This window comes from Legionella gresilensis, assembly GCF_900639865.1.
Lineage (GTDB): Bacteria > Pseudomonadota > Gammaproteobacteria > Legionellales > Legionellaceae > Legionella_C > Legionella_C gresilensis.
The window spans coordinates 47,265-71,935 of record NZ_CAAAHX010000012.1 but is presented as its reverse complement, the minus strand read 5'-3'; the positions used below and the strand labels follow the sequence as shown (position 1 = coordinate 71,935).

The following is a 24,671-nucleotide window of genomic DNA, read 5'->3' as shown; positions in this document are numbered from 1 at the left end:
GTAGCCATTCCTAATTTCCTTTCATTGCAAGATGAATAAAAGTGGAATTTACTGTCAGGTCCTGCCAAACTATCACAACGCGATCTTACTGAGCCTATATCGTTGTCCCGCACTGAACGACTTTTAGAACTTATCCAATTATTACGCCAACATCACTATCCAGTTAGCGGGAAATGTCTGGCTGAAAAATTAGATATTAGCTTGCGTACACTATATCGAGACATTGCTACACTCCAATCTCAAGGCGCGAACATAGAAGGTGAGCCGGGCCTTGGTTATGTGTTACGCCCTGGTTTTATATTACCACCGCTTATGTTTTCTGAAGAAGAGATTGAAGCGCTGGTTCTAGGCTCACGCTGGGTAGCACGCAGAGCTGATGATAAACTGAAACTTGCTGCTACTAAAGCACTTACTAAAATTCAAGCGGTCCTTCCAGAGACACTACGCCATCAGCTAGAATCCTCTGGATTATTTATAGGGCCTGCAAAAATTATTCAAACCAATGATGACTATGAAGCGACTATTCGCCAAGCTATACGCAAAGCGCATAAAATTGAAATAATATATCTTGATTTAAAAGACGAAAAGTCTCAACGGATTATCTGGCCTTTAGCACTTGGTTTTTTTGAAGATACACGCATTATTATTGCTTGGTGTGAGCTAAGAAAAGATTTTCGCCATTTTCGCACGGATAGAATTCAGCAATTAACTTCTTTAGAATCTCGTTTTACTCAAAGGCAAGCACTTGTAAAACAGTGGCGCAAATTACACAATATTCCTGAACAATAGACCGCTTAAAAAACTACTGACAGAAACTGACACTGGCTAGTCTTAAAATAAGTCTTGATACTAACTATCAAGGAGAATTAAATGCTAGAACCAAATGCACTTGTTATGTATGTTAAAAACCTTCATGAGAGTAACTCTTTTTATCAAGGCTTATTAGGTATACAAGCAGAAGAATCGTCACCTACTTTCAAAATGTTTAAGCTACCCAATGGACTCATGCTAGGTTTGAAAGACAGTAATGCGCTACAAACAATGGGTATTGACAGCTCAGGCAATGAATTAGTCTTTACTGTAACAGATAATGCAGAGGTAGACGCATTGTTTCTCAAATGGCAACAAAAAGAGATGGCGATTATCCAAGCACCTACAAATTTATCTTTTGGTTATACGTTTTTAGCTCAAGATCCCGATGGTAATCGCCTTCGTGTAGTCTCTTTGGGAAAATAACAATGACTATAGTAAAGCCTAATATTCAATTTGTTGATTCTTTTAAAGTTGTAGGTTTTAGTACAAGGACTAAAAACAGTGATGAATTCATACCAAAAACCGCTAAAATACCTAATCTTTGGCAGCAACTTAATGCAAGTCAGTTAAAAGATATAACGCCTGCTTTTGGTGTTTACTCTGATTATGAGTCAGATGCAGATGGTTCTTATAATATCACTGTGGGCGTTACTAAGGATAATAAGCTCAAATTAAACTATGTGACTATTAAAGCTGGTAACTATTTAGTCTTTAGAAAAATAGGACTTATGCCAAATACTGTTATCTGTACGTGGAAACTAATTTGGGATTATTTTGCGAATGAAACTAGACACCAACGCAATTATATCACTGACTTTGAACGGTATAATGGCTCGGAGGTGACCATTTATATAGGTATCAAAGAATAAAGCATTTCAGTTTTGTTGTAATTATTTTTTAAATGTTAATCAGCCAAGTTAGTTGATTAACATTTAAAAGCCAAGTTAAACATCTAGGTAAAGCTATTTTTCATATAGCTCGATAGGTAAATTATCTGGATCAAAGATAAAGGTAAATTGTTTATTTGTAATTTCATCTATTCTTATAGGTTCAGCCAAAATCCCTCGCTGCTCTAGTTCTTTCACTACACTTAGTAGATTATTTACCTCAAACGCTAAATGTCTAAGCCCTGTTGCCTCAGGCCGTGATAATCGTTTTGGGGGCGTAGGAAATGAAAAAAGCTCAATCACATATTGACCATTTAAAGCTAAATCTAATTTATAAGACTGCCGCTCTTTTCTAAATGTTTCCTTTATTACTGTTAATCCTAGGATATTTGTATAAAAAGATTTGGATTGCAGATAATCAGAACAAATGATAGCAATATGATGAATTCCTTTTAACATGAAGCCTTCTTCTTAAAGCTAGATAAGCAGCTATATTACAATATATTTAAGGAATAATTAAAATAAAAAGGCTATTAACAATGTTAATAGCCTTTTTTCAGAAATTGACGGTTTAAAAGCGTCTCAATCAAGCATTTCTAAAAGGCTGGTGCATTTTCGCTTACACGTGCGATCTTAATTTCTCTGCGGCTAATGTATTTTGCTCATAGACTGTTTCAACAGCACGTTTAAAACCTTGTAAATAGGACTGCAGTGTTTGCCCATAACCAGATCTACCTTCCTGAACTCTTGGCTTAAATTGCTTTAATCCATCGTCTATAAGCTTGATTAGGCTATCATATTTGGTTATATCAGCTTTATAGTCTTGATATGCTGATTTTAAATCTTGTATATATTCTTTACGCTTATCCTGCTCGCTTTGAAAACCAAAAACGCCTAAGAAACAAGCAGACATTGAACCTATAAAATCCTTAAACCAAAAGGCTTGATGTCGTCTTTCTAAATAAATATCGAAAATTCCTGCTTCATTATCGTCTCCAAAGTAGCTATTTCCTAATTCCGCTTTCACCTCCCGGATAAACTTAGGCACATCCTTTTTCTCTGGTGCTACAAAGGCATTTAACTGCATTTCATATTGATTAAAACGTTCGATAGAAACGGAAGAGACATCCGTTAAGGCTTGATAAGCCTTAAACAAAGGACTTTTCTTAAAGAGGCGAATTTCCTCAGCTATTTTTGTTTTATCCTTAGTATAAAATTTAAATGAAGGCAGAGAATATGTGCGACACTTAGCGGATAGTGCTTTATACCCTGCTTCCATATCAGCTAATAAAAGGCCTTGAAGCTCTGCTTTACAGTGATTAATTCTTAAATATGCGTCTTTAATTTTATTTGTAGACTCATTTTCTTCATTAGAGGACTGAGGAATTTTGTCCTGACAAGCTTTTAATTTCTCAAGCAAAATACTTTGCTCAAATGATACAACACTTTTATAAAAGTCTGTTCTCTCTACATTTTCATTAAAGCGCTTAGAGGGATTAAATGATGGCAGTGCCTTATAACTATCAATTAACTGCTTATAACCCTCTTCTACTTCTTTAGTTAGTCTATTAAAAAAACCTATCCTGTCTTTATTTACCTCTGCTGCCCATGCTTGTTTGATTTTAGCAAGCTGGCTTTGGGCAGAATCTATCTGAGTTAATCTATCATAAAGTGGCTGTGCATAGGCCATATCTTTAGATAGAGACTTAGCTTTCTCTATAATAGATTTCGTGTCACTATTTAAGTGTGAAATATCGCGACCAAGCCTAAGACGTGGCGTAAGTTGAGTGTCCTTTTCGAGAATATTAGCTCGCTCTATTAAATGATTATAATCCCTAAAAATTAATTCAACATCATTAAGCAGCGGAATAACAGTTTCTGCTAGCTGTTCGAAATCTTTAATTTTTTGTTCTACTAAAACCTTTTTATTTTGAACCTCAGGTTCATCATGAAGGGTGAAAGTAGTCTGCAGCATTTCTTTTATCTTATTCAACTTTCCTTTATAGAGTGCATTAAAATAATACCTTTCTTCAGGAATTGTTACTGACATCACTCTTGAGTATTTTACTAATTCAAGGATGGTGGTCTCAGCATTCTCTAACAACCGAAGCTGATAAGCTGATTTCTTTTGTTGAATTAAATTAGCTAACGTTTTAACTTCAGCTAATTTTAATTGACTTATTGGATGCTTAAGGCCGTCTACTTCTTTTACTTCCAAGGCTTGTAATTGAGATTGAACCTCAACAATTTGCGTAAATAATTTATATCTACCCTCGCTATCTTCAATATTTAAAGCATCTAATTGTTGCTGCAGAGAAACTAATTCTAATTGAACTGAAGTAAGGCACTGCAACGTTGCGATAACTCTCTTCAACTGCTCCTTCGTTTCCTGTAATTTTAGTTTTTGATTATTTAAAGTATTCAAATTTTCCTGAGTTACTTGTTTAAATTGCGCTAATTCATCGGGCAAGTTAATAATTTTTGTTGTTAACTCTGCGATTTCTTTAGTCCAGATACGCTCAAATGTAGAAAGTTGACTATCAATTTCCTGTGCTAACATGTTACAGCTGGGATTACGATAATGATTACTGCTAGCAAGTAAGGAATCAACATCAATTGTTTCTATCGCTTCTTGTGCTTGATCTATATTTACGGAGGTTTGAGCATTATCGGTTAACACTGAGTTAACTATTGTCTGTAATTGTTTACTTACTTTGTCTATAATTTCCGCATATTTATTATCAACAAGATAAATTTTATTTTCGCAAACCGCCTGCTGATTTCTAAGATTGGCCAATTGTGTAAAAAGCCTAGCTTGCGTTGCTTTTTGGATAACAGGAATATTTTCTTTACTCCATTGAGCAAGTTGGGCAACTTCCTGCTTTTCCAATTGTTTAATAGTTTGATACTTGCGTTGGATAGTATATAAGTTATTTTCGGCTAGGTTTTCCGGTACTGGACTTACAGCTTCGCTATTTATTTGAACGTTTAATTCTTCTCTGATTTGACTTAATTTTTCGTCAATTAACTGAGCTAAGTAATACCAATCTTCGTCTGCTTCCGCAGTTGAAAAAATAGTTGTACGATATTTAGCTTGCTCTGTTAACCAGCCCCATATACTTCCTTCTGTAGATTTTGCTCGACTATAGTAATCATCAAGCCACTTGTTCAATGACTCAGAGCGCTTATCACTTTCTAAGTACTGTTTTAATTGTTCTTTAGGAATTTGGCTGGTAGAAACATATAATCCCTTGTTTTCTTTGAACACCTGTTGATATTTAACTAACTCTTCTTGTGCCTTAAGAAGAAATTCTCTTCGCTGAGTTGCTTTTAAATTTAGAATATTAAATGCACTAGAATATTTGTTCCCTTTTTCGTCTATAATGACGCTAGGATCACCGATAACCTCTTCAAGGCGTTGAACTCCCTGCCTATTAAGCCTTTGTACATTAATATTATCCTGTTCAAGGCAGCGAGTTTCATCTATCGTTGCTAGCAGTTCAAGGCGTCTAGCCTTTTGTAGCTGTTGAAATGATGCATGAATTTGGCCTTGTTTTTCTTCCGTTGATAATTTTCTTTTTTCTTGTTGCAAGATGACAATTGTTTTATTTATTTCAGTTAACGTTTCAGTTATTAACTGATCTAATTGCGCTTCAGTACCTCCTATCTTCTCTTGTATTTCTTCATGTAAAGGCTCTACATGAGTATGCAAAGAATTAGGATTTTTTAAGGGAACTTGTAATTGCTTAAGTTCAGTATAATAGTGCTGTAATAGCTCAATTTGTTCTTCGTATTCAGCAACATGCGTTGGTTTAAATTGGGAATCTACTGCTGCAAAACTTTTCCCTTCCGTGTTTTTATCTAAATTAAAATTAGGCTCTTTACTCTCACTATATTCTGCAAATACTTCTTTAATCTTTGCTATTTTATTAAGTAATTCATGAATATTCATTTGCTTTACCCTAATTGACTTTCTTAGTAATTTAGAAAAGTTTGCGAGTATAAAGGGTAATTATTAAGGGAATATTAAGTTTTATTCATAATGGCACCTATTTAGCCTTTATGAAAAATATTTGATTTTCATAAAGCCACTTGTATTAAAAAGGATTGAATATGCAAAAAAATGACAAAAAAGTTGAAGATAAAGCAGCAAATACTTCAAAATTGCTTGGTTTGATAAATCTAATAATTATGCCACTTTATGCCCTTGATACTAAAGTTGGCCTAACCGTTACCCTTACAGCAAATGCATTTTTATTATCCTACCTTCATGAATTAGGTAAACGTAGAAGGCCAGGTTCTAATACTATTAATAAAATTAATACTTTTTCTCATCGCAAGCTAAAGCCGAGAGTCTTGAGTTAGATAATGCTTTAAGAAATATCGTTAATGGCGGTGATGCTGTTTACAATGAGGTCTTAACCAAATTCACTACATAAATATATTGGAACACTTGTTCCAATATCAATTACCATCACAAATAACTATTGCTTTTAAAACTTTCATTAGACCTCTTTCCAAACTCGCTGCAGAGAGTCAAGTGTCGAGTTGCGCCAGCGCGCAGAACCGCAGTGTACCCAGAGTACTTGAGGATTCGAGCACTGCCGAAGACCGGCAATTGGCCTTTGCAGTAGAGTTGGGAAAGAGGTCTATTATCATTTATACTCTTAAGTTCACCCTGGCCAACTTAATTTAACCAATGGCTAACTTAACAAATTAACTATTTAGCTTAGTAAACTACGATATTTACTTATAAACTAATATTAAAGTATTAAGCTCATATAAGCGGGTAGCTAAAAAAACAAGGAGGTTGTGATGGGAATGAAAGCACTGGTATTTCGTGACATTGGTGATATTCGGCTAGAGGAAATCAGAAAACCGAGGATAGAAGATCAGTATGATGCTTTAGTTAAAATCACGACTTCTGCTATTTGCGGTACCGACCTACACTTTATTCGTGGCACAATGGGACCTATGAAGTCTGGTACAGTATTAGGCCATGAAGCCGTTGGGATTGTTGAAGCCATAGGCAGTGAGGTAAGAAATTTACAGGAAGGGGATCGAGTGGTTATACCTTCTACTATTTCGTGTGGCTACTGTGTTATGTGTCGGAAAGGCTGTTACTCACAGTGCGATACTGCTAACCCAAATGGGCCTGCTGCTGGTACTGCCTTTTACGGTGGGCCTAAAACAACTGGGCCATTTCATGGCTGTCAAGCCGAGTATGTCCGGGTTCCTTTTGCCAATAATAATTTAATTAAATTATCAGATACTATTTCAGATGATCAGGCAATTTTAGTGTCAGATATTTTTCCAACTGCTTATTTTGCTGTGGATAATGCTAGAGCTAAACAAGGTGATGTCGTTGTTGTGTTAGGATGCGGACCCGTTGGCCAATTTGCTATTGCCAGCAGTAAATTACGTGGCGTATCACGTATTTTTGCTATTGACTCTATTCCCTCGCGCTTAGAGATGGCACGGCTACAAGGTGCTGAATGTATCAATTTTAATAAAGAAGACCCGGTCGAAGTGATTGAGGATTTAACGAATGGGACCTTAGCTGATGTCGTTATTGACGCAGTAGGAATTGATGCTTTTGCGCCAAAACATGGTCCTGCTGCTAAAAAGGCCAGGCAACAGCAAGCCGAGTTTGAAAGTGAGCTTATGCAAATAGCGCCTAATGCTTTAAATCAAACTAAACAATGGGTACCAGGCAATGCGCCAAGTTATGCTTTAAGAGAAGGGGTACAGCTAGCAGCCAAATGTGGAACTATTTCTATAGTAGGTGTCTACCCGCCCTCTTTTAAAGTTTATCCCATTGGGGAGGCTATGAATAAAAATTTAAAAATAGTGATGGGTAATTGTCCCCACCGTGCTTATATACCGCAATTACTTGCCCTCATCGAGGATAAAAGAATTGATCCTTTGGCAATTCTGACCCAAAAAGTCGCCATTTCTGATGTATTAGAAGCTTATGAGCATTTTGATAAACGCGAGGAAGGCTGGATTAAAGTTGCACTTCATATGCATGATTAACTTGTTGTTTAGCCTTTGTAAGGACTGAAAAGATAAGGCGCCTTAAATAGGGCGCCTTAATTGCTTATCTATAATAGTTATCAATAGTATTGCCCCAACGACTCATATCAGGCCAATGATCTTTATCGAAACCATAGTCTCTATTTAACTTATCTTTATCAACATTTAAAATAAAGCATTCTTCTTCTTTATTGTAACTAATGCTTTTCCAAGGGAATGCAAAATACTTATCACCAAAACCCATGAAACCACCAAATGAAAGAACAATATAACGAGCTTGGCCGTTATACTTATCAAGTACGATTTCTTCAATAGTACCTAAATCTTCTAAGTTAGGTGATTTAACTTCTTTACCAATCACATCTTCTGTTCTTACGATATCTTCTGAATGATATTGCATGCTGCTCATGTTACTCTCCTTGTAATTGACATATCATTAATTAATGTAGCTTCAACTTTAAACTATTTCAAATGGCTTCAATAATGTCTAAACTTTAATTATTATTTATACATTTATCTAATTTTAGTATGCTTTTTAACAAAAAGTGGAAATAAACGATTTATATTTACTTAATTCTTCTTTAAAACAGTTGAAACCAAACTCAAATTATGGTCATAATTTGATACATATGTTTTTATTTAAGTCACTTATATGTTTTTCAAAATAGAAAAGCCGTCACATAAAAATACAGACCCTATGGAAGAGGAAGCATTAACAGCAGATTTATCTTATGAATCTATGGAAGCAGTTGATGCAGAAGGAGATATAAAAGAAGATGAAGTAGTGGCTTGGAATTCGTCTCATGGACCTATAAGAACCATAAATTTTGATGGCAGTTTGCAGTCGAAACTAGAAGATAAATTCACAGCTTATGGTTGTATAACTGTTATTACAAATAATAGAGTATTGGGTACATTGACTCACCTAGATACTGAGACAAACATTAAACAATTTATCAAATGTTTAGATAAAGTTCTTGATGAACATAAAGAAAGCATCGAAACCTTCTTGATTGGCGGCAATAATAAAGCAGAAAGTAAAAAATTTTTGCAAAACCTACGATCCGCATTAAAGGCTAATAACTACCAGATAACCCAGGAACACACAGGTGGTTCTGTGCTAATTAGACGTTATTCCGTATTATATCAAGATCGAGTTATAGTTAAGATCCAGCAGTCTGGCGCAGAAAAAGCTACCCTAATAGAATTATTTTTTAAGCAGCTAAATAATGACGTTAGTAGTGCTAAAGAGCATGCTCTGTCTTCCACTAAACCTTTTTGATGTTAACGCCTACTATCAATAAGAGCCTTGTCTCATTATTGTATAGATTTTATTATTTGGAGGCTTCGTTCTTATTTTTAATTACTCTATTAATCACAATCACTTGCTGCCTAATTGGTAATAACCCATCGACTACTAAATCAGCATTCGCTTTAAGCTCCCTATCATCAAATAACGGCCTTGATTTATCTAAATAAAATGTAAGCTCATTTAATAGGTCCTGTTTTGTTTTAGTTGGATTAGTATAATCCCTCAATAGCCAACGACATAAAGAAATATCAAGTGGGGTATTAATATGTATCCAAGTATCAATAAAAATACCAGTTTGCTGATGAAACCGACCTAAAGGTGCATCAAAAATAATAAAGGACGTTGGCTTGATTAAAATATTTAAAGCAGGATGTAGAGTTAATTTACCGCATTTAAGACAGTTAAGCGTTTGGGCTAACTTTTGATAATTCCATTCACTATAATCTTGCCCTCGCTTATACCAATCAATATAGTCGTTTGGACTTATAGAAATCTCATCAAAGTCATCCCATAAAAGATAAGAAGCGTCTAGACTTTCAGCCAAGGCTAGCGTTAAAGTAGTCTTCCCAGCTCCCATATTACCACTTATACCAATCACATGTGCCATTAAAGTCTCTCTTAAGTTAACTGTATTAGACCTCTTTCCAAACTACTATTAATGGTCAATCTCGGCTGCAAAAAGGACTTCAAAATGAGCATGTACTTCGTGTACACTGCGCTTTTTCAGCTTAAATTGCTAAACTTCTAAAACATTCAGAAGCGGGATATTGCTTTGGCATGAAAACTTTAAAAAAAAATATATTAGGCGCTTTTGGTATGCAAGGAAAGCAGTGGTTAGACGCCCTTCCTCCGACCATAGAACTGTTATCAACCCAATGGTCACTTTCAAACCTTAAACCCGTTGAAAACATGACTTGGCATTATGTGGCTAAAGGAATTTTTCAGCAAAAAAAGGCTATTGTGTTAAAAATAGGTTGTGAAAAAAATACCTTTAGTGATGAATATCAGGCATTAATTCACTTTAACGGTCAAGGCTGCATTAAAGTGCTAGCACGTGATTTAAATCATAATGCCTTACTACTTGAGCAGGCTATTCCTGGGTATTCTTTAAAACATAGTAACGAATTAGCACTACATGAGAAAATAACTTGCTATGCAAAGGTCGTTAAGCAACTCGCGGCTAAACCACTTCCTAAAAATCATCAATTTTATCCGGTTAATCATTGGTTAAGAACAATAGACAACCTAACGTCTAATCAATTTGAAAAATCCTTAATTGATAAAGCACAGCAGTTAAAGTCTAAGCTTCTTAATATAGGAGCGCCTATTTATCTTTGTCATGGTGATTTACATTTAGACAATATTCTTAATCACCAAGAAAGTTGGTTAGCGATTGATCCTAAAGGTATTATTGGTGATCTAGGATTTGAGGCGGCAGCCTATGATTTACTCAGCAAAGAGGAATTAAATCAAGAGACACAAATCTGTAAAACACTCATTCTAAAACGATTGAATAAATTAGCAGTAGCTTTAGATATTGACTTAACTTATTTAATATCCTGGGTATTTTTACGGGTGATATTATCAGCTCAATGGTTTATTGAAGATAAGGGTGATCCGACTTTCATGTTATCCCTCGCCCAACTTATTTACCCCTTAATCTAATAACAATAGACTTCTTTGGAAACTCGCTATAGAGAGTGCAGTGCGAGAAGACACGAAGCACAGAACCGGAGTGTACATGAGTACATGAGGATTCGAGCACCGTATCGACGAAACAATGTGCCTTTATAGTAGAGTTTCCATAGAAGTCTAGTCATGTTCAGAGTAGCTAAGCTACTCCGAATAATAATATTTTAATCAAGTTCGATGGTATATGAATAAGAACCCACGCCATCGTATTTTGTACCTTTGTATTTAATACCGCTGCAAGTTGCCTTTACGACAGGATGGTTCATATAAGGGCCATCTTTGATATCTAAGATACACCAATTATAATTATCATAAGCTACCGTAATATGCGCATAACCACTACGACAAGCAGGCGTATCACGTAATTCAAAACTACGAGGACTAATAACTTGCATATAAATTTCAGGGGATGTATTAGCCTCTACGATATAAATGCCAGGATGGGTGGCATCACTTAAACGAAAATAATCTTTATAACCACATAAGAGAGTTGCATCTGACTGTTTTGCATAGGCAACAGCCGACAAACTACATGCTAAAACGATCGCTATCTTTTTCATAAATTCCTTACTCCTTTCACTTAAAATCTAAGCATGCCTATAATACTTCTCATGAGAGGAATAAACAAACCATCTTTGTGTTTTTATTTAACACTTAAACAAAATATATTATGAATAAAACTATTATCTTAATTATTGTTGCTTTTGTAATGTTTATGGAAGCTGTGGATACCACGATTATTAATACTGCTATTCCAGTGATGGCACACAGTTTAAAAGCAGATCCTGTTTCATTAAAGCTGGCTCTTATCAGCTATCTTCTTAGTTTGGCAATTTTTATTCCTATTAGTGGCTGGTTAGCTGATAAATTCGGTGCTAAAAAAATATTTATGACTGCCATTACGATTTTTACTTTAAGTTCAATTTGGTGTGGATTTACTACGAATCTTTTAGAATTAATTGTCGCTCGCTTTATTCAAGGTTTAGGTGGCTCCATAGCAATGCCCGTCGGTAGATTAATTATTATTAGAACTTGTGAACGGCATGAATTAGTCAGCAAATTAAGTATTGTTGTAATGATAGGCGCAATAGGCCTAATGTTAGGGCCAGTATTGGGCGGTTTAATTACAAATTATTTCTCGTGGCGTTGGATTTTTTGGGTTAATGCACCTATCGGTTTAATCGCTTTTTTATTAGCTTATTATTTATTACCATATATGCCACCTCGTCAAGTTCACCGCTTAGATAAACTAGGTTTTATTTTATTTGGTAGTAGCCTTGCGCTTTTAACTTATAGTTTTGCTAGTTTTAGTGAAACTCTGTTGTCCGATGCACGCTCGCTAATAACTATAAGTGCTGCCATCTTATTATTGTTAAGTTATGCGTGGCATTCGCAAAATAAAAGTCATCCCATTGTTAAAATTAACCTTCTATCAATCAGAACATTCCGGGTCGCAATTATTGGCAATTTAATCTGTCGAATAGGTTTTGGTGGTATTCCTTTTCTGCTGCCGCTACTCTTACAAATTAGCCTAAGTTACTCGCCACAAACTTCAGGTCTGTTATTAGCACCAACTGCATTAGGTGTTCTAATTACTAAACCTTTAGCTGTTTATATTCTACGCTTTTTAGGCTATAAAAAATTACTTATTCTAAATACTCTCTTAGTCGGTTTTTCTTTAATTTCTTTCTCTTTTATTAATGAATATTCAACTCTTCTAAAAATTGGTATCTTAACATTTATCTATGGTTTGCTTATCTCATTACAATACACCGGCATGAATTCACTTGCGTATGCCAACGTTGAACCAGAAGATTTAAGTGCCGCAACAAGTATTATGAGTACAGTCCAGCAAATATCACAAAGTTTTGGTGTGGCCATTGCTGCTATTCTACTTCATGTATTTACGCCAGCTAAAACATCTTTGCTAAGTATAGATACACTCCATCATACTTTTATTGCAATGGGATTAGTTACTTGTTTATCCCTGCTAATTTTTAGTCAACTTAAACAGCAAGATGGACAGGAATTAATACATGTTCCTACTTAAGAAATGTGGGCCTGCTTAGATATTACTTATTACTTTAATCTGGTATAAAGATTGCTAAAATTAAATTATGTAAAATTAGATCCCTTATTTTTCCAAATGTTTTCAGCTGCTTATAAGCTTGTTCATAATTATTGTTATCAGCCAATGTAATTATCTTCTTGGCTAAAAGATGTTGCTTCTTATGATAAGTAGTTAGTTTTTTAAATACATCAGAATCAAAATTTGATTTATATTTATTTAGCCATTTTTCTACAGAACAATTTTTTAAAGTTAAATCAGGTAAAGAAACTTGATTATTTTTTAAATACTGCTCAATCTTTTGAAATTGCATATAATGTTTAATAGCAATAGCCATAAATTTAATAATCAACTCACTGGGAATTTTATTTTTATTCCATTTAGGACTAAGTTTCCAACTTTTTAACCAAGGAATCAGCGCCTCAGAAGACATGGCTTTAGAAATAGCAAACCCCTGTACTTGCGAACATCCTAAATGCATTAATAATTTACCGTGCAAAATTGTTTCTACGCCCTCGGCTACTAATTCATGACCCATAACTCGACATAAATCAATTGTAGGCTTTAAAATAGCTAAGTCTTGTGCGTTAGTTAAAATATTGCGAATAAAGCCTCGATCCAATTTTACTTCGGCAATATCTAAATCCTTAAGATAAGTTAAAGATGAATAACCCGTGCCAAAGTCATCTAAAGAAAAATGGATACCTCTTTTCTTACAATCCTTGATAATTTGAGAAACAAGTTGTAAATCAGCTAAAGCTTCTGTCTCTAAAATTTCTAGCATTAATAGTTTGCTAGGCACTGTTGGATATCTTGTTAAAGCCTCATCTATCTTTTTAACAAAATCTTTATCCTGAAGTTGATAAGAGCTAATATTTATAGAGATAGGAATTTCTAAATGCTGAGCTACTAGAGCCTCAGCTTGTTGTAACGCCTGATGAAGCACCCAATGACCAAGCTCCAATGAAATAGGATGATAATCTATTTGAAACAAAAATTCAGAAGCAGCTAATAAGCCCCGCTTAGGGTGCTGCCATCGCAGTAACGCTTCAATCCCAATTACTTTACCGGTTTTTAAATTAACTTTGGGTTGGTAATAAAGCTTAAGTTCGTTGGATTGAATCGCATGCTGAATTGATTTTATATATTTGTTAAATTCAATGGTTTCAATTTCAACTTGTGGGTCAAAGAAATCAAAAGTATTAACACCTGAGAGACGCGCTTTATGACGCGCAATTTCAGCTTGATGCAATAATTCCTCTGCACTAAACGCGCTGTATTTTTTATAAGCAGCCAAGCCAATGACACAGTAAATTTTATAACTTTTTTCATTAACTTTATAAGGCTTAGAAAGAACCTTAATAATTTCCTTAGCAACCAATGAAAAACTGGTAAGATTTTGATGAGTAAAATAGACAATAACAAACTCATTATAACCAATCCGCGCTAAAAACTGTATTTTATGTGTGTTACGGCGAATACGTTCAACGACTTGTAAAATTATTTTATCTCTTGTTTGCTGATCTTCAGTATAAACAGAATCCTTATGAGAGCCAAATATTCTTATACTTAAAATAATAAGATTTTTGTGCTTATGATGTGAAGTTCTAATATACTGCTCAAGATTCTGGGTTAAGAAAAACCTATTGGGTAAAGCCGTCACTACATCATAATACTTCGCTCGCTCAAGTTGCTTTTCCTGCGCTTTTAGTGTGGTTAAATCATGGAGAAAGCCAATGTAATTGCTAACGTCCCCATTCTCATCTTTAACAGCAGAAATAGTTAATAATATAGAAATTAATTTATTATTCTTGACCTTATTAACTAACTCACCACTCCAATACCCTTGTCTAAGTAAAATACTCCATAAATTTTCGTAAAACTCGCGTGTTTGTTTACCTGAATGCAAAAAATTTGGATTTTTTCCAATGACTTCACTTTCATTAAACCCTGTTAATTTTAAAAATGCTTTATTTGCCTGGACAATAGTGCCTTTTTCATTGGTAATAATAATTCCCTCAGATGCTGCATTAACACTTTTAGATGTTATCGTTAATAATTTATCTTTCTTTTTTAGTTCACTGATATCTAATAAAGACACAATCCAAGCGAACTGCCCTTGCCACGCGCCTGGCCTTACCACCATTTGGGCAATACGTATCTCACCGTTTTGCTTAAAAATTTCTATTTCTTGCGTTTCTTGTGTATCTAAGGGTTGAGTAAAATAAGTACCCTTGAGCTTATCAAGCGCAAGTCCAAATAGACATGCAGCTTGCTCATTAGCATAATGAATCACCCCCTTTTTATCTATTATCAGAACCCCTTGCGCTAGAGCTTCAACGAGTTGCTGCCAATAGATTTCCTTTCTATTTATCATAAAATTTGCTTACCGGTTCTTCCAATATTTCCAATACTTTTTGATAATTTGATAAATCGCCTATAATACGTCTTTGAGGCATAGGCTCCTTCTTTATTAACACAGGTGTGGCTAAAATTTTTTCTTTTTCTGCTAAATCATGATGCTTACATAAATCAATTACTTCGATATCGCATAAACCTTCTAATTCAGGTAATGCACAAATTGCATTAAGGTTCTTTATTGCTCGCTTTGAGATAGAACCATGACCAATTATATAAAGTTTTAATATCATTTTAGTCATTATTAATCTCTCAGCACTTTATTAGTATTTTGACGTTCTTCCCTTTGTTCATTCTCTTGTAATAAATTATTTTTTTTACATAAAAGTTCATTTTTTCTAGCAATATAACGCAGCTCATTAAGTTTTCTTTGTGACTTAATTTCTTCGTCTAACGCTGTTAATTCATCTTTCAGTATCTGTACTTCTTGCTCGTGAGAACGCTTTTGTTGCTTGTCTTTCAAAATACAGGCTGCCTTTTGACTACCAAAAACTATTTCTTTATCTGCTACATATGGATCTTCAATAGTTATACCCTTATCAGTGATAATAAATTCTTTAATCTGATTTGAAGTTTTGAGGCCGCGACATTTAGCTATATACAGCATTCGATTAAATTCAGCATTATTATCCACTTGTGATAAACGTATCCATGTTGTTGTTAAGCTAGATAATCCAAGCATACTTTGCTCATGTGAAGAATCAGGTAGCAATTCGGTAAATAGTAGCGTTTTATTTAAGGCAGTCATGTAAGAAATAAAGCGTATAAAAAGAAATTTAACATCAACTATACTGCCTAAATCGAGAAGAGAAGTAATAGGATCAAGAATTAAGACATCAAATTGCTCACGATTCCCTAACTCAATTAAAGAAATAATATGATCTTCTAACCCCATTTCAACTGAGCGTCTGGAAATAACTGTTAGCTTCTTTCTCTTAATTAAAGGGCTGAGATCTAAATTAATAGAACGTAGATGGGAAACGAGATCGTTAGGTGATTCTTCAAAAGAAACAAACAACACTTTTTGTCCCTGCTCAGCTGCTGATTGAGCAAAGAGAGCCGCAAAAATACTTTTTGCTGTTCCAGATTTACCGCTAATCATAATAGGGCCACCTTTTTGATAACCTCTATTGCCAAGCATTTTATCTAAACCTTTAATCCCTGTGCTTAAATATTTTTTAGCAATATTAGTTTCTAACCTTGTTTCGGTAATAGGAATAAGAGAGATACCGCTATTAACAATAGCAAAAGGATATTCATTAGTACCATGTGATGAGCCCCGAAATTTTATAATTCGCAAATAACGGGTCATTAAGTTATTGGTTACTTTCTGATTTAGCTTAATTATACAATCGACGATATATTCTTCATAAAGTTTCGTTTTACAGATATCGATATGTTCAGCCATAGAAGTCAAAAGAGTTAATTTCTCTTGACTTGCCCATTGAAATAATCTTAAGACTTCTAAGGGTAGGTTATTATCCTTAGTAAGTCCTATAAACAATGAATGCAGCGAATCAATAATTAATATATCCGCGCCTAACTTCTTTTTAGCTTGCGATATTCTTAATAAAAGGATATTTAAATCGAACTCACCAACGACCTCATCAAATTCCGGCGTAAAATCTAGAATCATTAATTTATTTTTGGCTTTAAATTGGGCTCCCTTTAAATTAAAGCTATCCATATGTGAAAGAATTTGCTTGGGCTTTTCATCACAAGAGATATAAAGGACTTTTTTTCCAGCGACAAGCTGAGCATAAGCAAAAAACAAGGTAAAAATTGTTTTCCCAGTACCTGGGCTGCCTTTTAAAAGGGTTGGCTTGCCTGCTAGATATCCACCATGTAAGATTTTATCTAAACCAATAATCCCTGTACTGATTTTCTTGATGCTCACTCCCTGCTCCCTTTAAATTTATTAAAAACCCTTTTTATTAATAATAGTTCTTATTAAAAAAAAATTAATAATTTGTAGTAACCACTAATAATTAAATAGAGTTTTTAGTTATAAAGAGATATTAAAAGTACTTAACTACAGACTTACTTTTAATGGGGGTAATTAAAGGGAGCGCTTATAATTTAAGAATTAAAACAAAGTGTTAACATTGATAGCCCAGGCTATAACTACTTCACCTGGGCTACAAGCCAAAGCACTCCTTATCGAGAGCCCTTGCTGCTCTTGCCACCTTTTGATTTAGTTTCTTTAGATAAATTAGAGCTACGGCTACTAGTAGATTTACTACCATGAGAATGAGCGCCGCCTTTTGATTTAGCTTCTTTGGATAAATTAGAACCACGTCCTTGCATAGGCATAATAATCTCCTTGTTTATTTTAAATGAATCATTCAAATTTAAAGATTAGTACATAGGTTTGTGTTTTGCCAATTCATTAATTTTTAAAATAAAAGTTAAGATAAAATATAAATTTCATCTAGTTTGATTGTATTAAATTTTAATAACAGCAAAAACTTTTATTCACTATACTAGGATTAAAGCTTCTTTAATTTATTACGGGGTTTAAAGTGACACATTTTAAACCTGTTGCTTTTTTGCTTGCTGTCTTTTTAATACCGGCCCTCTCTTTTGCTCAAATTATTACTGGAGAAGTTATTCGAATACTTGATGGTGATACTTTAGTGGTATTAATCGATGGTAAATTGCCAGAAAAAATAAGATTAACCGAAATTGATGCACCTGAACGTTATCAACCTTATGGTAATCGCTCAAGGCAAGCGCTTGCTGATCTTTGCTTTCGCAAACAGGCGGTCCTTAATATTAAACAGCGGGATCATTATGGACGTTTATTGGCCCGCGTCCAATGCAATAATATCGATGTTAACGCCGAGCAAATTCGAACAGGCATGGCTTGGGTTTATGATCGCTATCATACTGATAATAGTCTCTATAAATTACAAGAAGAGGCAAAGAAAAATAAAATAGGTTTATGGGCTGATCCTTATGCTTTTCCACCTTGGCTATATAGAAAACGTTAAGTCTTAATTTGTATATAAAGAGTTTAAAATTATTATCCTTAGAAGCTAGCTAACAATACAATACGCTTATAATATAGGACTATTTCTTAAGATATAAGAATTAATAAAATGAAAGAAATTATTCTAGCTACAACTAATCAAGGCAAAGTTGCTGAGTTACAAACACTACTTTCACCAATACCTTGTATAAGTCAACTAAGTTTAGGTATAGACAGTATTGCTGAAACAGGCCTTAGTTTCCTTGAAAATGCGCTATTAAAAGCCCGTCATGTTAGCCGAGCAGCTAATAGACCCGCTTTAGCTGATGATTCAGGCTTAGTTGTTCCTGCTCTAAAAGGCGAGCCTGGGATTTATTCGGCACGTTATGCAGGAATACAGAATAATGATCAAGCAAATATGCATTTACTTTTGGAAAAGTTAGCTGATGTCCCTGATAACGAGCGGGATGCTTTTTTTTATTGCGCTATCGTTCTCATGCAATATCCTATGGATCCTACTCCTTTAGTGGCCTTTGGTCGTTGGTCAGGAAAGATTGCTTATGAGCCAGCTGGTAATCAAGGTTTTGGTTACGATCCTATTTTCTATATACCTACTTATCAATGCACAGTCGCTCAATTGCCTGCTAATATAAAGAATAAACACAGTCATCGTGCCCAAGCACTAGCACAACTAAAACAGCAACTTTCATTATTATGACAACTGAAGATGAATTATTTAAAAAGGCCAATCAGCTTCATAAAGACGATCAATTGCCGCAGGCAATTAAAGCCTATGAAGCTTTGCTTGGGCAAAATCCTACTCACATAGAGAGTCTACATTTTTTAGGTCTAGCCTATGCTCAGCTTGGTGATACGGTACAGGCTATAGAAAAATTTAAAAAAGCTTTGGCGTTAGAGCCTAATAACCCTATTTTATATAATAACTTAGCTAATACTTATAAAAAGAATTATCAATTTAACGAAGCCATTCTTAATTATCAGAAAGCAGTTGAAATAGCGCCAGATTATGCACAAGCGCATAATAACTTAGCCGGTATTTATGCAATGCAGGGTGTACATCAGCAAGCGCTACATCATTATCATCTTGCTTTAAAAAATGCACCTGATTTTGCTGCAGCACATTTTAATTTAGGGTTACTTTTCGTTAACCAAAATAAATTAGATGCAGCGCGCATTCAATTTCAAAATGTTTTAATTTTAAATCCAAAGCATCTAGATGCTTTATTTTATTTAGGTGTTTTAGCATTAGACATAAATGATTTGACTCAGGCGGAACAAGCTTTTCAGCAAATATTAGTGGAAAATAATAGTCATGTCGATGCATTAACAAACCTTGGTGTTATCGCAGTCAAACGCGATCAAGGCCAATTGGCGGTAGATTATTTTAGTAAAGCATTAGCACTTAACAACGATCATATTGAAGCGCGCAATAACTTAGCTGCAACTTTTATGCATCACGACCGTTTTGAAAATGCCTTAATGCATTATGATTATTTATTACAAAAAGATCCCAACAATATTGAATATCTTTATAATAGTGGTGTTGCACAAATGGCTTTAGGCCACTTAAATGAAGCCATTAATCATTTTGAACATTTACTCAGTGTAGAGAATAAACATTTTGCTGCCCTAAATAACCTTGCTGCTATTTATATTCGTCTAAATGACAAGGAAAAAGCAAAAAAATTACTTTTACAAGCATTGATTGTTAATCCAGAAGATAAAGCAAGTCAGCATATGTTAAACGCACTGTCTGGATTAGATAAACCGGTAGAAACTGCGCCTGAATATGCAGCCAATTTATTTAATAATTATGCTCTATATTATGATGAGCATGTACAAAAGTATTTAAAATATTCACTACCTCAGCAAATTTTTCATATTTTGAGTGAGTTAAATATTACCCATTGTGAGAAAACACTTGATTTAGGTTGCGGGACAGGCTTAACTGGCCAAGTATTACGTGATGTTTCTCAGCAACTTATTGGGATAGATATCTCCAAGAAAATGCTGGATTGGGCTCGCCCTAAAGGTATTTATGATAAGCTTATTGAAAGTGAAGCACTTACCTACTTAAAAGCAGAAAAAGAACTATACAATTTAATTGTTGCAGCCGATGTTTTGCCCTATTTTGGCGAGCTTTCCCCTTTGTTTCAGCAAATTAGTAACCATCTTGAAACTCAAGGCTATTTTATTTTTAGTACAGAGATTAGTTCTACTATGCCTTGGCAATTACAAGAAAGCGCGCGTTTTAGCCATCATGAAAAATATCTTGAACAATTAGCTGAGGCTAATTCTTTGAAAATGATTTTCAAAAAACAAATAGTAGCGCGACATCAGGAAGGTAAACCTTTACCTTCTTGGCTAATTGTTATGCAGAAAAATACCCTTTCACAATAAAAGTTAAAAAACGTCTCTTAAAAGTCTGGTTTATTCTTAAAAGTACAATTAATATTCTTCCTGATTGAATTTTATTAGTTCGAATCAGGAAATATTGTGAGCAAATTAAATTATCATCTACTTAATAATATCCCTAGTGATTATAGAAGTGCGCTTGGCTATTATCCCGACATGCTTGTTTATCAACATAATGCAAGACAATATGAACAACAATGGCAAAAACTAATACGCGCAAAATACATTTATACCAATGGCTATAATTTAAAACCCGTAGGAATGTTCCGTTATGCATTTGAGTCATTTAAAGGCTGGTTAGGTTATAATAACCATTGTGAGCCACAAAAAGTACAGCTTTCACTGTGTAAATTTGCTTACTATGGCTACCTAAATAATTATTCGCAAAACGCTCTACAAAAACCTTTTACTTCTTATAAAATTCCTGAGCAATACCTTAGACTTGTAAAAAATCCACGTGATACAGCAACATCAAAAGCTTTGCAAGATTTGCTTATTAATTACTATCGGACCAGTTCTAATACGCTACCACGAATACCTACTTTACCAATTACCTCTTATTATGCTTTTGGCGATTGCTTTAAATTTATAGAACAATGGGCGGAAATACCTAGACTTGATCCACAATCACCTCATTTAATTACAACCACATTTAATAAACTAGAATATGAGCTTGCAATCAAAGACTACCCTTTCTACCCAGGTAGTTACTATGCTCAACTCACTGCCCAAAGTTATCTGGATAGAGCGAAAGATAAGAAAAATAGCTTTTTATATCGTTGGTCTTGGTTTAGCAGTGCCCAGCAGCAAACACATTATCATTTACAGCGTGCTATAACTTTTAATCCCAATATCATTAATCAAAATTTAACTTTATATATTGATTATTTTTTAGAAAAGCGAGAGTTGGGACAAGCTTTTAATTTAATTAATCAACTTTCAGATTTAAAGCAAGCTGCTAATTATATCGTTTTAAACTATGAAGTAGCTGATCAACTTGCGCTTATTAAACCTAACACGCCTTTAGCCAAAGAAGTCGCTCAATATTACATACAGAAAAAAACACTTATAGACTTAAAGCTTGCAGCACAATTAGATACTGATCTTGCCCAAACAGATCCACTAAATACATTTCATTTATATGTAGCTGAAAAGCAATATGATAAAGCCTATGATTTATGGCTAATCAACCATGATAAGTATAGTTTTGATTTTAATGACTTAGCTAAATTAGCTAATTATTTTAATGAATTAGGTGAACAAACCTATGATAAGGGCAAAGACTATCGAAAAACAGAGCAATGGCAAAAAGCTACTGTGGAGTATCAACAGAGTTTCGAAGCGAAAAGAAAAGCCTTAAAAGTTAACCCCACTGAAGAAAGGAAAGAACAATACTTTATTCATATGCGACTTTATGCTCAACTACTTATTGATGCTGACTTAAATCAGCATCAACCAGCACACAGTAATATTACTGAACTCAAAAGGGCCATTAAATTATTAGATAAGTGCATTTCTAAGGTAGTCGACAAAAGGGAGAAACAACTTCTTAGCCAAGCATTAGCAAATGGATTGATGCGCCAAGTTGACTATTTAGTTCACCTATTTTTGGTACCTGCTGCCTATAATGATCGTGATACTAAGACACAACATAAAATAAAACATCAAACACATTTGGATCTTGCCGTAAACACTCTCCAGCGTATTACAAAATTACTTACAGGCTGCAAAGATTCAGAACAAAAAATATTGTTGGGAAAGGCTTACTTTCTATTAGGCGATATTGCTGATTTTTTTGATCTCAACTTGCCTTATCCAGAATATTTTAAAAAAGCCATGGAGACTGTACCGAATAACCCATTTTATGTTTTACGTTGTAGTGAACTATTTGAAGAGCGACAAGAGGGTTTACGATCAATTGCTGTGCCTCTGCTCAAAGAGCGAGGCTTCACGACGATTAATTACTATGACTGGTATAAAGAACGTTGGGAACAAGAAACCTATAGAACGAGTCCAATTAAGGATATTCACTCTTTAGACATAGCAGTCAACTCCTCTGCACCGCGGTTTGCTTTTCTCTAAATAAGCAAGCTTCTTTGCCAAGCTTGCTTATTAGCAGTTCTATAATGCCACTTGCGCCTTGTCTAAAACTTAGCGGCCGGTGTTATACTTATTAAACCCATTAAAAAGGAATAGCCAAATCCTTTCCAATTCTTAACAGTTCCTGCTTAAATAATTGTTGGATGCTATCTAAACTTGGTTTATCTTGCGCTTCGAAACGAGCAACTAAACAAGGTGTAGTGTTAGAAGCTCGAATTAATCCCCACCCATGTTCAAATTCAACTCTTATGCCATCAATCTTTATAATTTTAGCCATATTAAATTCTGCTAATTCACTAAATCGCTGCATAAAATTAAATTTATCATTCTCATCAATTATGATTTTAATCTCTGGGGTATTAACGCTATCAGGAATCATTAAAAATTGATCGTCAACAGATAAAAGGCTTTCGCTAATTATCTCTAATAAACGACAAGCACTGTAAAGTGCATCATCAAAACCATACCACCCATCTTTAAAAAAGAGATGACCGCTCATTTCTCCAGCTAAAGCTGCTTCGGTCCTTTTCATAACATCTTTAACGATTGAATGACCAGTCGGGCACATTTGAGCACGCCCGCCAGCTGCTTCAATCACTGCGGCTAAATGTGAGGAACATTTAACATCATAAACAATCGTAGCACCAGGTTTATTTTTGAGTAAATGACGAGCATAAAGCATCATTAACCGATCAGGCCAGATAACTTTACCTGTATTAGTGACAACACCAAGCCTATCTGCATCCCCATCAAACGCAAGTCCAATATCAGCCTGGTGTTTAGCAACAGCGTTCTTTAAATCAATTAAATTCTCTTCAACGGCAGGATCAGGATGATGATTAGGAAAACGGCCATCTACTTCACAGTAAAGTGGAATGACTTCACAACCTAAATTTTGTATGACTTCTGGAATAATAGCGCCAGCTATACCATTACCACAGTCTACAACAACTTTTAAGGACCGTCTTAAAGTTAAATCCCGAATTACTCGTTGCTTATAAGCAGGTAGAACATCTAACGTTTCTGATTTTCCTGTACCATCTATAAAATCAGACTTTAAAATAAGTTGATAAAGAAGCTCTATATCCGCTTGAACTAATGTTTTACCAGCTAAAACAATTTTAATGCCGTTATAATCGGCAGGATTATGACTACCTGTAACCATCACGCCCGAATCTATACCACATTCATAAGTCGCAAAATACATAACAGGTGTAGAAGATTTACCTAAATCAACCACGGTAATGCCACTGTCAAGCAAACCTTGCTTTAAAGCAGTAGCTAAACTGGTACTCGTAAGACGCCCATCGCGAGCAATAACTATCTTTTGTCGATTAAGTTCATGCATACGATAAGCAATAGCGCGACCTATACTGTAAAATGCATGTTCATCAAAATCAGCATCAATAACACCACGAATATCATAAGCGCGAAATACAGCTCGATTTACTTTTTTAATTTGATATTGCATTATGCTCTCCCTGAGCTACCAAAGCCGCCTTCTCCTCTATCGGTTGCGCTAAAATTTTCTACCATTTTAAATTCAGCTCTAACAATAGGCAGAAATACTAATTGAGCAATCCGATCACCAGGATGAACAGTAAAATGTTCTTGATTACGATTCCAACATGAAATTTTTAGTTCACCTTGATAGTCAGAATCAATTAACCCAACTAAATTCCCTAACACAATCCCATGCTTATGGCCTAAGCCAGAACGTGGCAGGATGACTGCAGCTAAATTAGGATCTGCAATATAAATCGCTAAACCTGTAGGCAGTAAAACAGTCTCTTGCGGTGCAATTTGCAGTGATTCATCAATACAAACCCGTAAATCAAGTCCTGCTGAACCTTCAGTAGCGTAAGTAGGTAGAGGAAATTTTTCTCCTAGCTGAGGATTTAGTATTTTTAATTCAATAGCCTGCTTCATAAATTTTTA

At 34.7% G+C, this 24,671-nt stretch carries 23 protein-coding genes; 12 read left to right on the top strand and 11 right to left on the bottom strand.

Annotated elements, in window-relative coordinates; genetic code table 11:
- Positions 1-102 precede the first annotated feature (102 nt).
- The 3 genes from E1P04_RS13835 (at position 103) to E1P04_RS13825 (ending at position 1,682) form a co-directional block, all read left to right on the top strand.
- Positions 103-789: a helix-turn-helix transcriptional regulator gene (locus E1P04_RS13835; RefSeq protein ID WP_131783495.1), complete on the top strand. Its 687-nt coding sequence runs from the start codon at positions 103-105 to the stop codon at positions 787-789.
- A gap of 81 nt (positions 790-870) precedes the next feature.
- Positions 871-1,236, top strand: coding sequence for a VOC family protein (locus E1P04_RS13830; protein ID WP_131783494.1), 366 nt, complete (start codon positions 871-873; stop codon positions 1,234-1,236).
- Positions 1,237-1,238: 2 nt separating this feature from the next.
- The gene (locus E1P04_RS13825; RefSeq protein WP_131783493.1) at positions 1,239-1,682 is read left to right on the top strand and encodes a GyrI-like domain-containing protein; all 444 of its coding nucleotides are present in this window, start codon (positions 1,239-1,241) and stop codon (positions 1,680-1,682) included.
- Positions 1,683-1,775: 93 nt separating this feature from the next.
- Here E1P04_RS13825 and gloA2 read toward each other — a convergent pair whose 3' ends face one another.
- Positions 1,776-2,159 (bottom strand): SMU1112c/YaeR family gloxylase I-like metalloprotein, encoded by a 384-nt coding sequence (gene gloA2 / locus E1P04_RS13820; RefSeq protein ID WP_131783492.1) that lies wholly within the window; start codon positions 2,157-2,159, stop codon positions 1,776-1,778.
- A gap of 160 nt (positions 2,160-2,319) precedes the next feature.
- A complete protein-coding gene (locus E1P04_RS13815; RefSeq protein WP_131783491.1) occupies positions 2,320-5,652 on the bottom strand; it encodes a hypothetical protein in 3,333 nt (1,110 codons plus the stop codon).
- 161 nt (positions 5,653-5,813) lie between these two features.
- Here E1P04_RS13815 and E1P04_RS13810 point away from each other — a divergent pair, with 161 nt between their 5' ends.
- Complete coding sequence (locus tag E1P04_RS13810; RefSeq protein ID WP_131783490.1) at positions 5,814-6,065, top strand: hypothetical protein; 252 nt, start codon at positions 5,814-5,816, stop codon at positions 6,063-6,065.
- Between the two features lie 450 nt (positions 6,066-6,515).
- A complete protein-coding gene (locus E1P04_RS13805) occupies positions 6,516-7,736 on the top strand; it encodes a zinc-dependent alcohol dehydrogenase (protein ID WP_207386031.1) in 1,221 nt (406 codons plus the stop codon).
- 64 nt (positions 7,737-7,800) lie between these two features.
- Here the strand turns inward: E1P04_RS13805 and E1P04_RS13800 are convergent, their stop codons facing one another.
- Positions 7,801-8,145, bottom strand: a complete 345-nt coding sequence (locus E1P04_RS13800; RefSeq protein ID WP_242604472.1) for a PRC-barrel domain-containing protein — start codon at positions 8,143-8,145, stop codon at positions 7,801-7,803.
- Between the two features lie 243 nt (positions 8,146-8,388).
- Here E1P04_RS13800 and E1P04_RS13795 point away from each other — a divergent pair, with 243 nt between their 5' ends.
- Entirely contained in the window at positions 8,389-9,018 is a 630-nt protein-coding gene (locus E1P04_RS13795) for a hypothetical protein (protein ID WP_131783489.1), read from the top strand.
- A gap of 52 nt (positions 9,019-9,070) precedes the next feature.
- Here the strand turns inward: E1P04_RS13795 and E1P04_RS13790 are convergent, their stop codons facing one another.
- Positions 9,071-9,655, bottom strand: a complete 585-nt coding sequence (locus tag E1P04_RS13790; protein WP_131783488.1) for a nucleoside/nucleotide kinase family protein — start codon at positions 9,653-9,655, stop codon at positions 9,071-9,073.
- 170 nt (positions 9,656-9,825) lie between these two features.
- Between E1P04_RS13790 and E1P04_RS13785 the strand changes: the two genes are divergently transcribed.
- On the top strand, positions 9,826-10,713 hold the full coding sequence (locus E1P04_RS13785) for an aminoglycoside phosphotransferase family protein (RefSeq protein WP_131783487.1): 888 nt from the start codon (positions 9,826-9,828) through the stop codon (positions 10,711-10,713).
- Positions 10,714-10,904: 191 nt separating this feature from the next.
- On the opposite strand, the gene E1P04_RS13780 is transcribed toward E1P04_RS13785, so the two are convergent.
- Complete coding sequence (locus E1P04_RS13780) at positions 10,905-11,300, bottom strand: hypothetical protein (protein ID WP_131783486.1); 396 nt, start codon at positions 11,298-11,300, stop codon at positions 10,905-10,907.
- A gap of 110 nt (positions 11,301-11,410) precedes the next feature.
- Here E1P04_RS13780 and E1P04_RS13775 point away from each other — a divergent pair, with 110 nt between their 5' ends.
- Positions 11,411-12,790 (top strand): MFS transporter, encoded by a 1,380-nt coding sequence (locus E1P04_RS13775; RefSeq protein WP_131783485.1) that lies wholly within the window; start codon positions 11,411-11,413, stop codon positions 12,788-12,790.
- Positions 12,791-12,824: 34 nt separating this feature from the next.
- Here E1P04_RS13775 and E1P04_RS13770 read toward each other — a convergent pair whose 3' ends face one another.
- The 4 genes from E1P04_RS13770 to E1P04_RS17705 all read right to left on the bottom strand — a co-directional run bounded on the left by E1P04_RS13770 (position 12,825) and on the right by E1P04_RS17705 (position 17,539).
- Entirely contained in the window at positions 12,825-15,185 is a 2,361-nt protein-coding gene (locus E1P04_RS13770; RefSeq protein ID WP_131783484.1) for an EAL domain-containing protein, read from the bottom strand.
- Entirely contained in the window at positions 15,175-15,468 is a 294-nt protein-coding gene (locus E1P04_RS13765) for a circadian clock KaiB family protein (RefSeq protein ID WP_131783483.1), read from the bottom strand. The genes E1P04_RS13770 and E1P04_RS13765 overlap by 11 nt, the downstream gene beginning before the upstream one ends.
- Positions 15,469-15,470: 2 nt before the next feature.
- On the bottom strand, positions 15,471-17,123 hold the full coding sequence (gene kaiC / locus E1P04_RS13760) for a circadian clock protein KaiC (RefSeq protein WP_131783482.1): 1,653 nt from the start codon (positions 17,121-17,123) through the stop codon (positions 15,471-15,473).
- 260 nt (positions 17,124-17,383) lie between these two features.
- Positions 17,384-17,539, bottom strand: a complete 156-nt coding sequence (locus tag E1P04_RS17705; protein WP_165482791.1) for a hypothetical protein — start codon at positions 17,537-17,539, stop codon at positions 17,384-17,386.
- A gap of 209 nt (positions 17,540-17,748) precedes the next feature.
- Here E1P04_RS17705 and E1P04_RS13755 point away from each other — a divergent pair, with 209 nt between their 5' ends.
- The 4 genes from E1P04_RS13755 (at position 17,749) to E1P04_RS13740 (ending at position 22,715) form a co-directional block, all read left to right on the top strand.
- Positions 17,749-18,219 (top strand): thermonuclease family protein, encoded by a 471-nt coding sequence (locus E1P04_RS13755; protein ID WP_131783481.1) that lies wholly within the window; start codon positions 17,749-17,751, stop codon positions 18,217-18,219.
- 108 nt (positions 18,220-18,327) lie between these two features.
- The gene (rdgB, locus tag E1P04_RS13750; protein ID WP_131783480.1) at positions 18,328-18,915 is read left to right on the top strand and encodes an RdgB/HAM1 family non-canonical purine NTP pyrophosphatase; all 588 of its coding nucleotides are present in this window, start codon (positions 18,328-18,330) and stop codon (positions 18,913-18,915) included.
- Positions 18,912-20,618, top strand: coding sequence for a tetratricopeptide repeat protein (locus E1P04_RS13745; RefSeq protein WP_131783479.1), 1,707 nt, complete (start codon positions 18,912-18,914; stop codon positions 20,616-20,618). Before rdgB ends, E1P04_RS13745 begins: the two co-directional genes overlap by 4 nt.
- 96 nt (positions 20,619-20,714) lie before the next feature.
- Complete coding sequence (locus E1P04_RS13740; protein ID WP_131783478.1) at positions 20,715-22,715, top strand: hypothetical protein; 2,001 nt, start codon at positions 20,715-20,717, stop codon at positions 22,713-22,715.
- A 100-nt stretch (positions 22,716-22,815) separates the two neighbouring features.
- Here the strand turns inward: E1P04_RS13740 and E1P04_RS13735 are convergent, their stop codons facing one another.
- Together E1P04_RS13735 and dut are read right to left on the bottom strand one after the other, a co-directional pair.
- Positions 22,816-24,204, bottom strand: coding sequence for a phosphomannomutase/phosphoglucomutase (locus tag E1P04_RS13735; RefSeq protein WP_131783477.1), 1,389 nt, complete (start codon positions 24,202-24,204; stop codon positions 22,816-22,818).
- On the bottom strand, positions 24,204-24,662 hold the full coding sequence (gene dut / locus E1P04_RS13730) for a dUTP diphosphatase (protein ID WP_131783476.1): 459 nt from the start codon (positions 24,660-24,662) through the stop codon (positions 24,204-24,206). Before dut ends, E1P04_RS13735 begins: the two co-directional genes overlap by 1 nt.
- Positions 24,663-24,671: the final 9 nt, after the last annotated feature.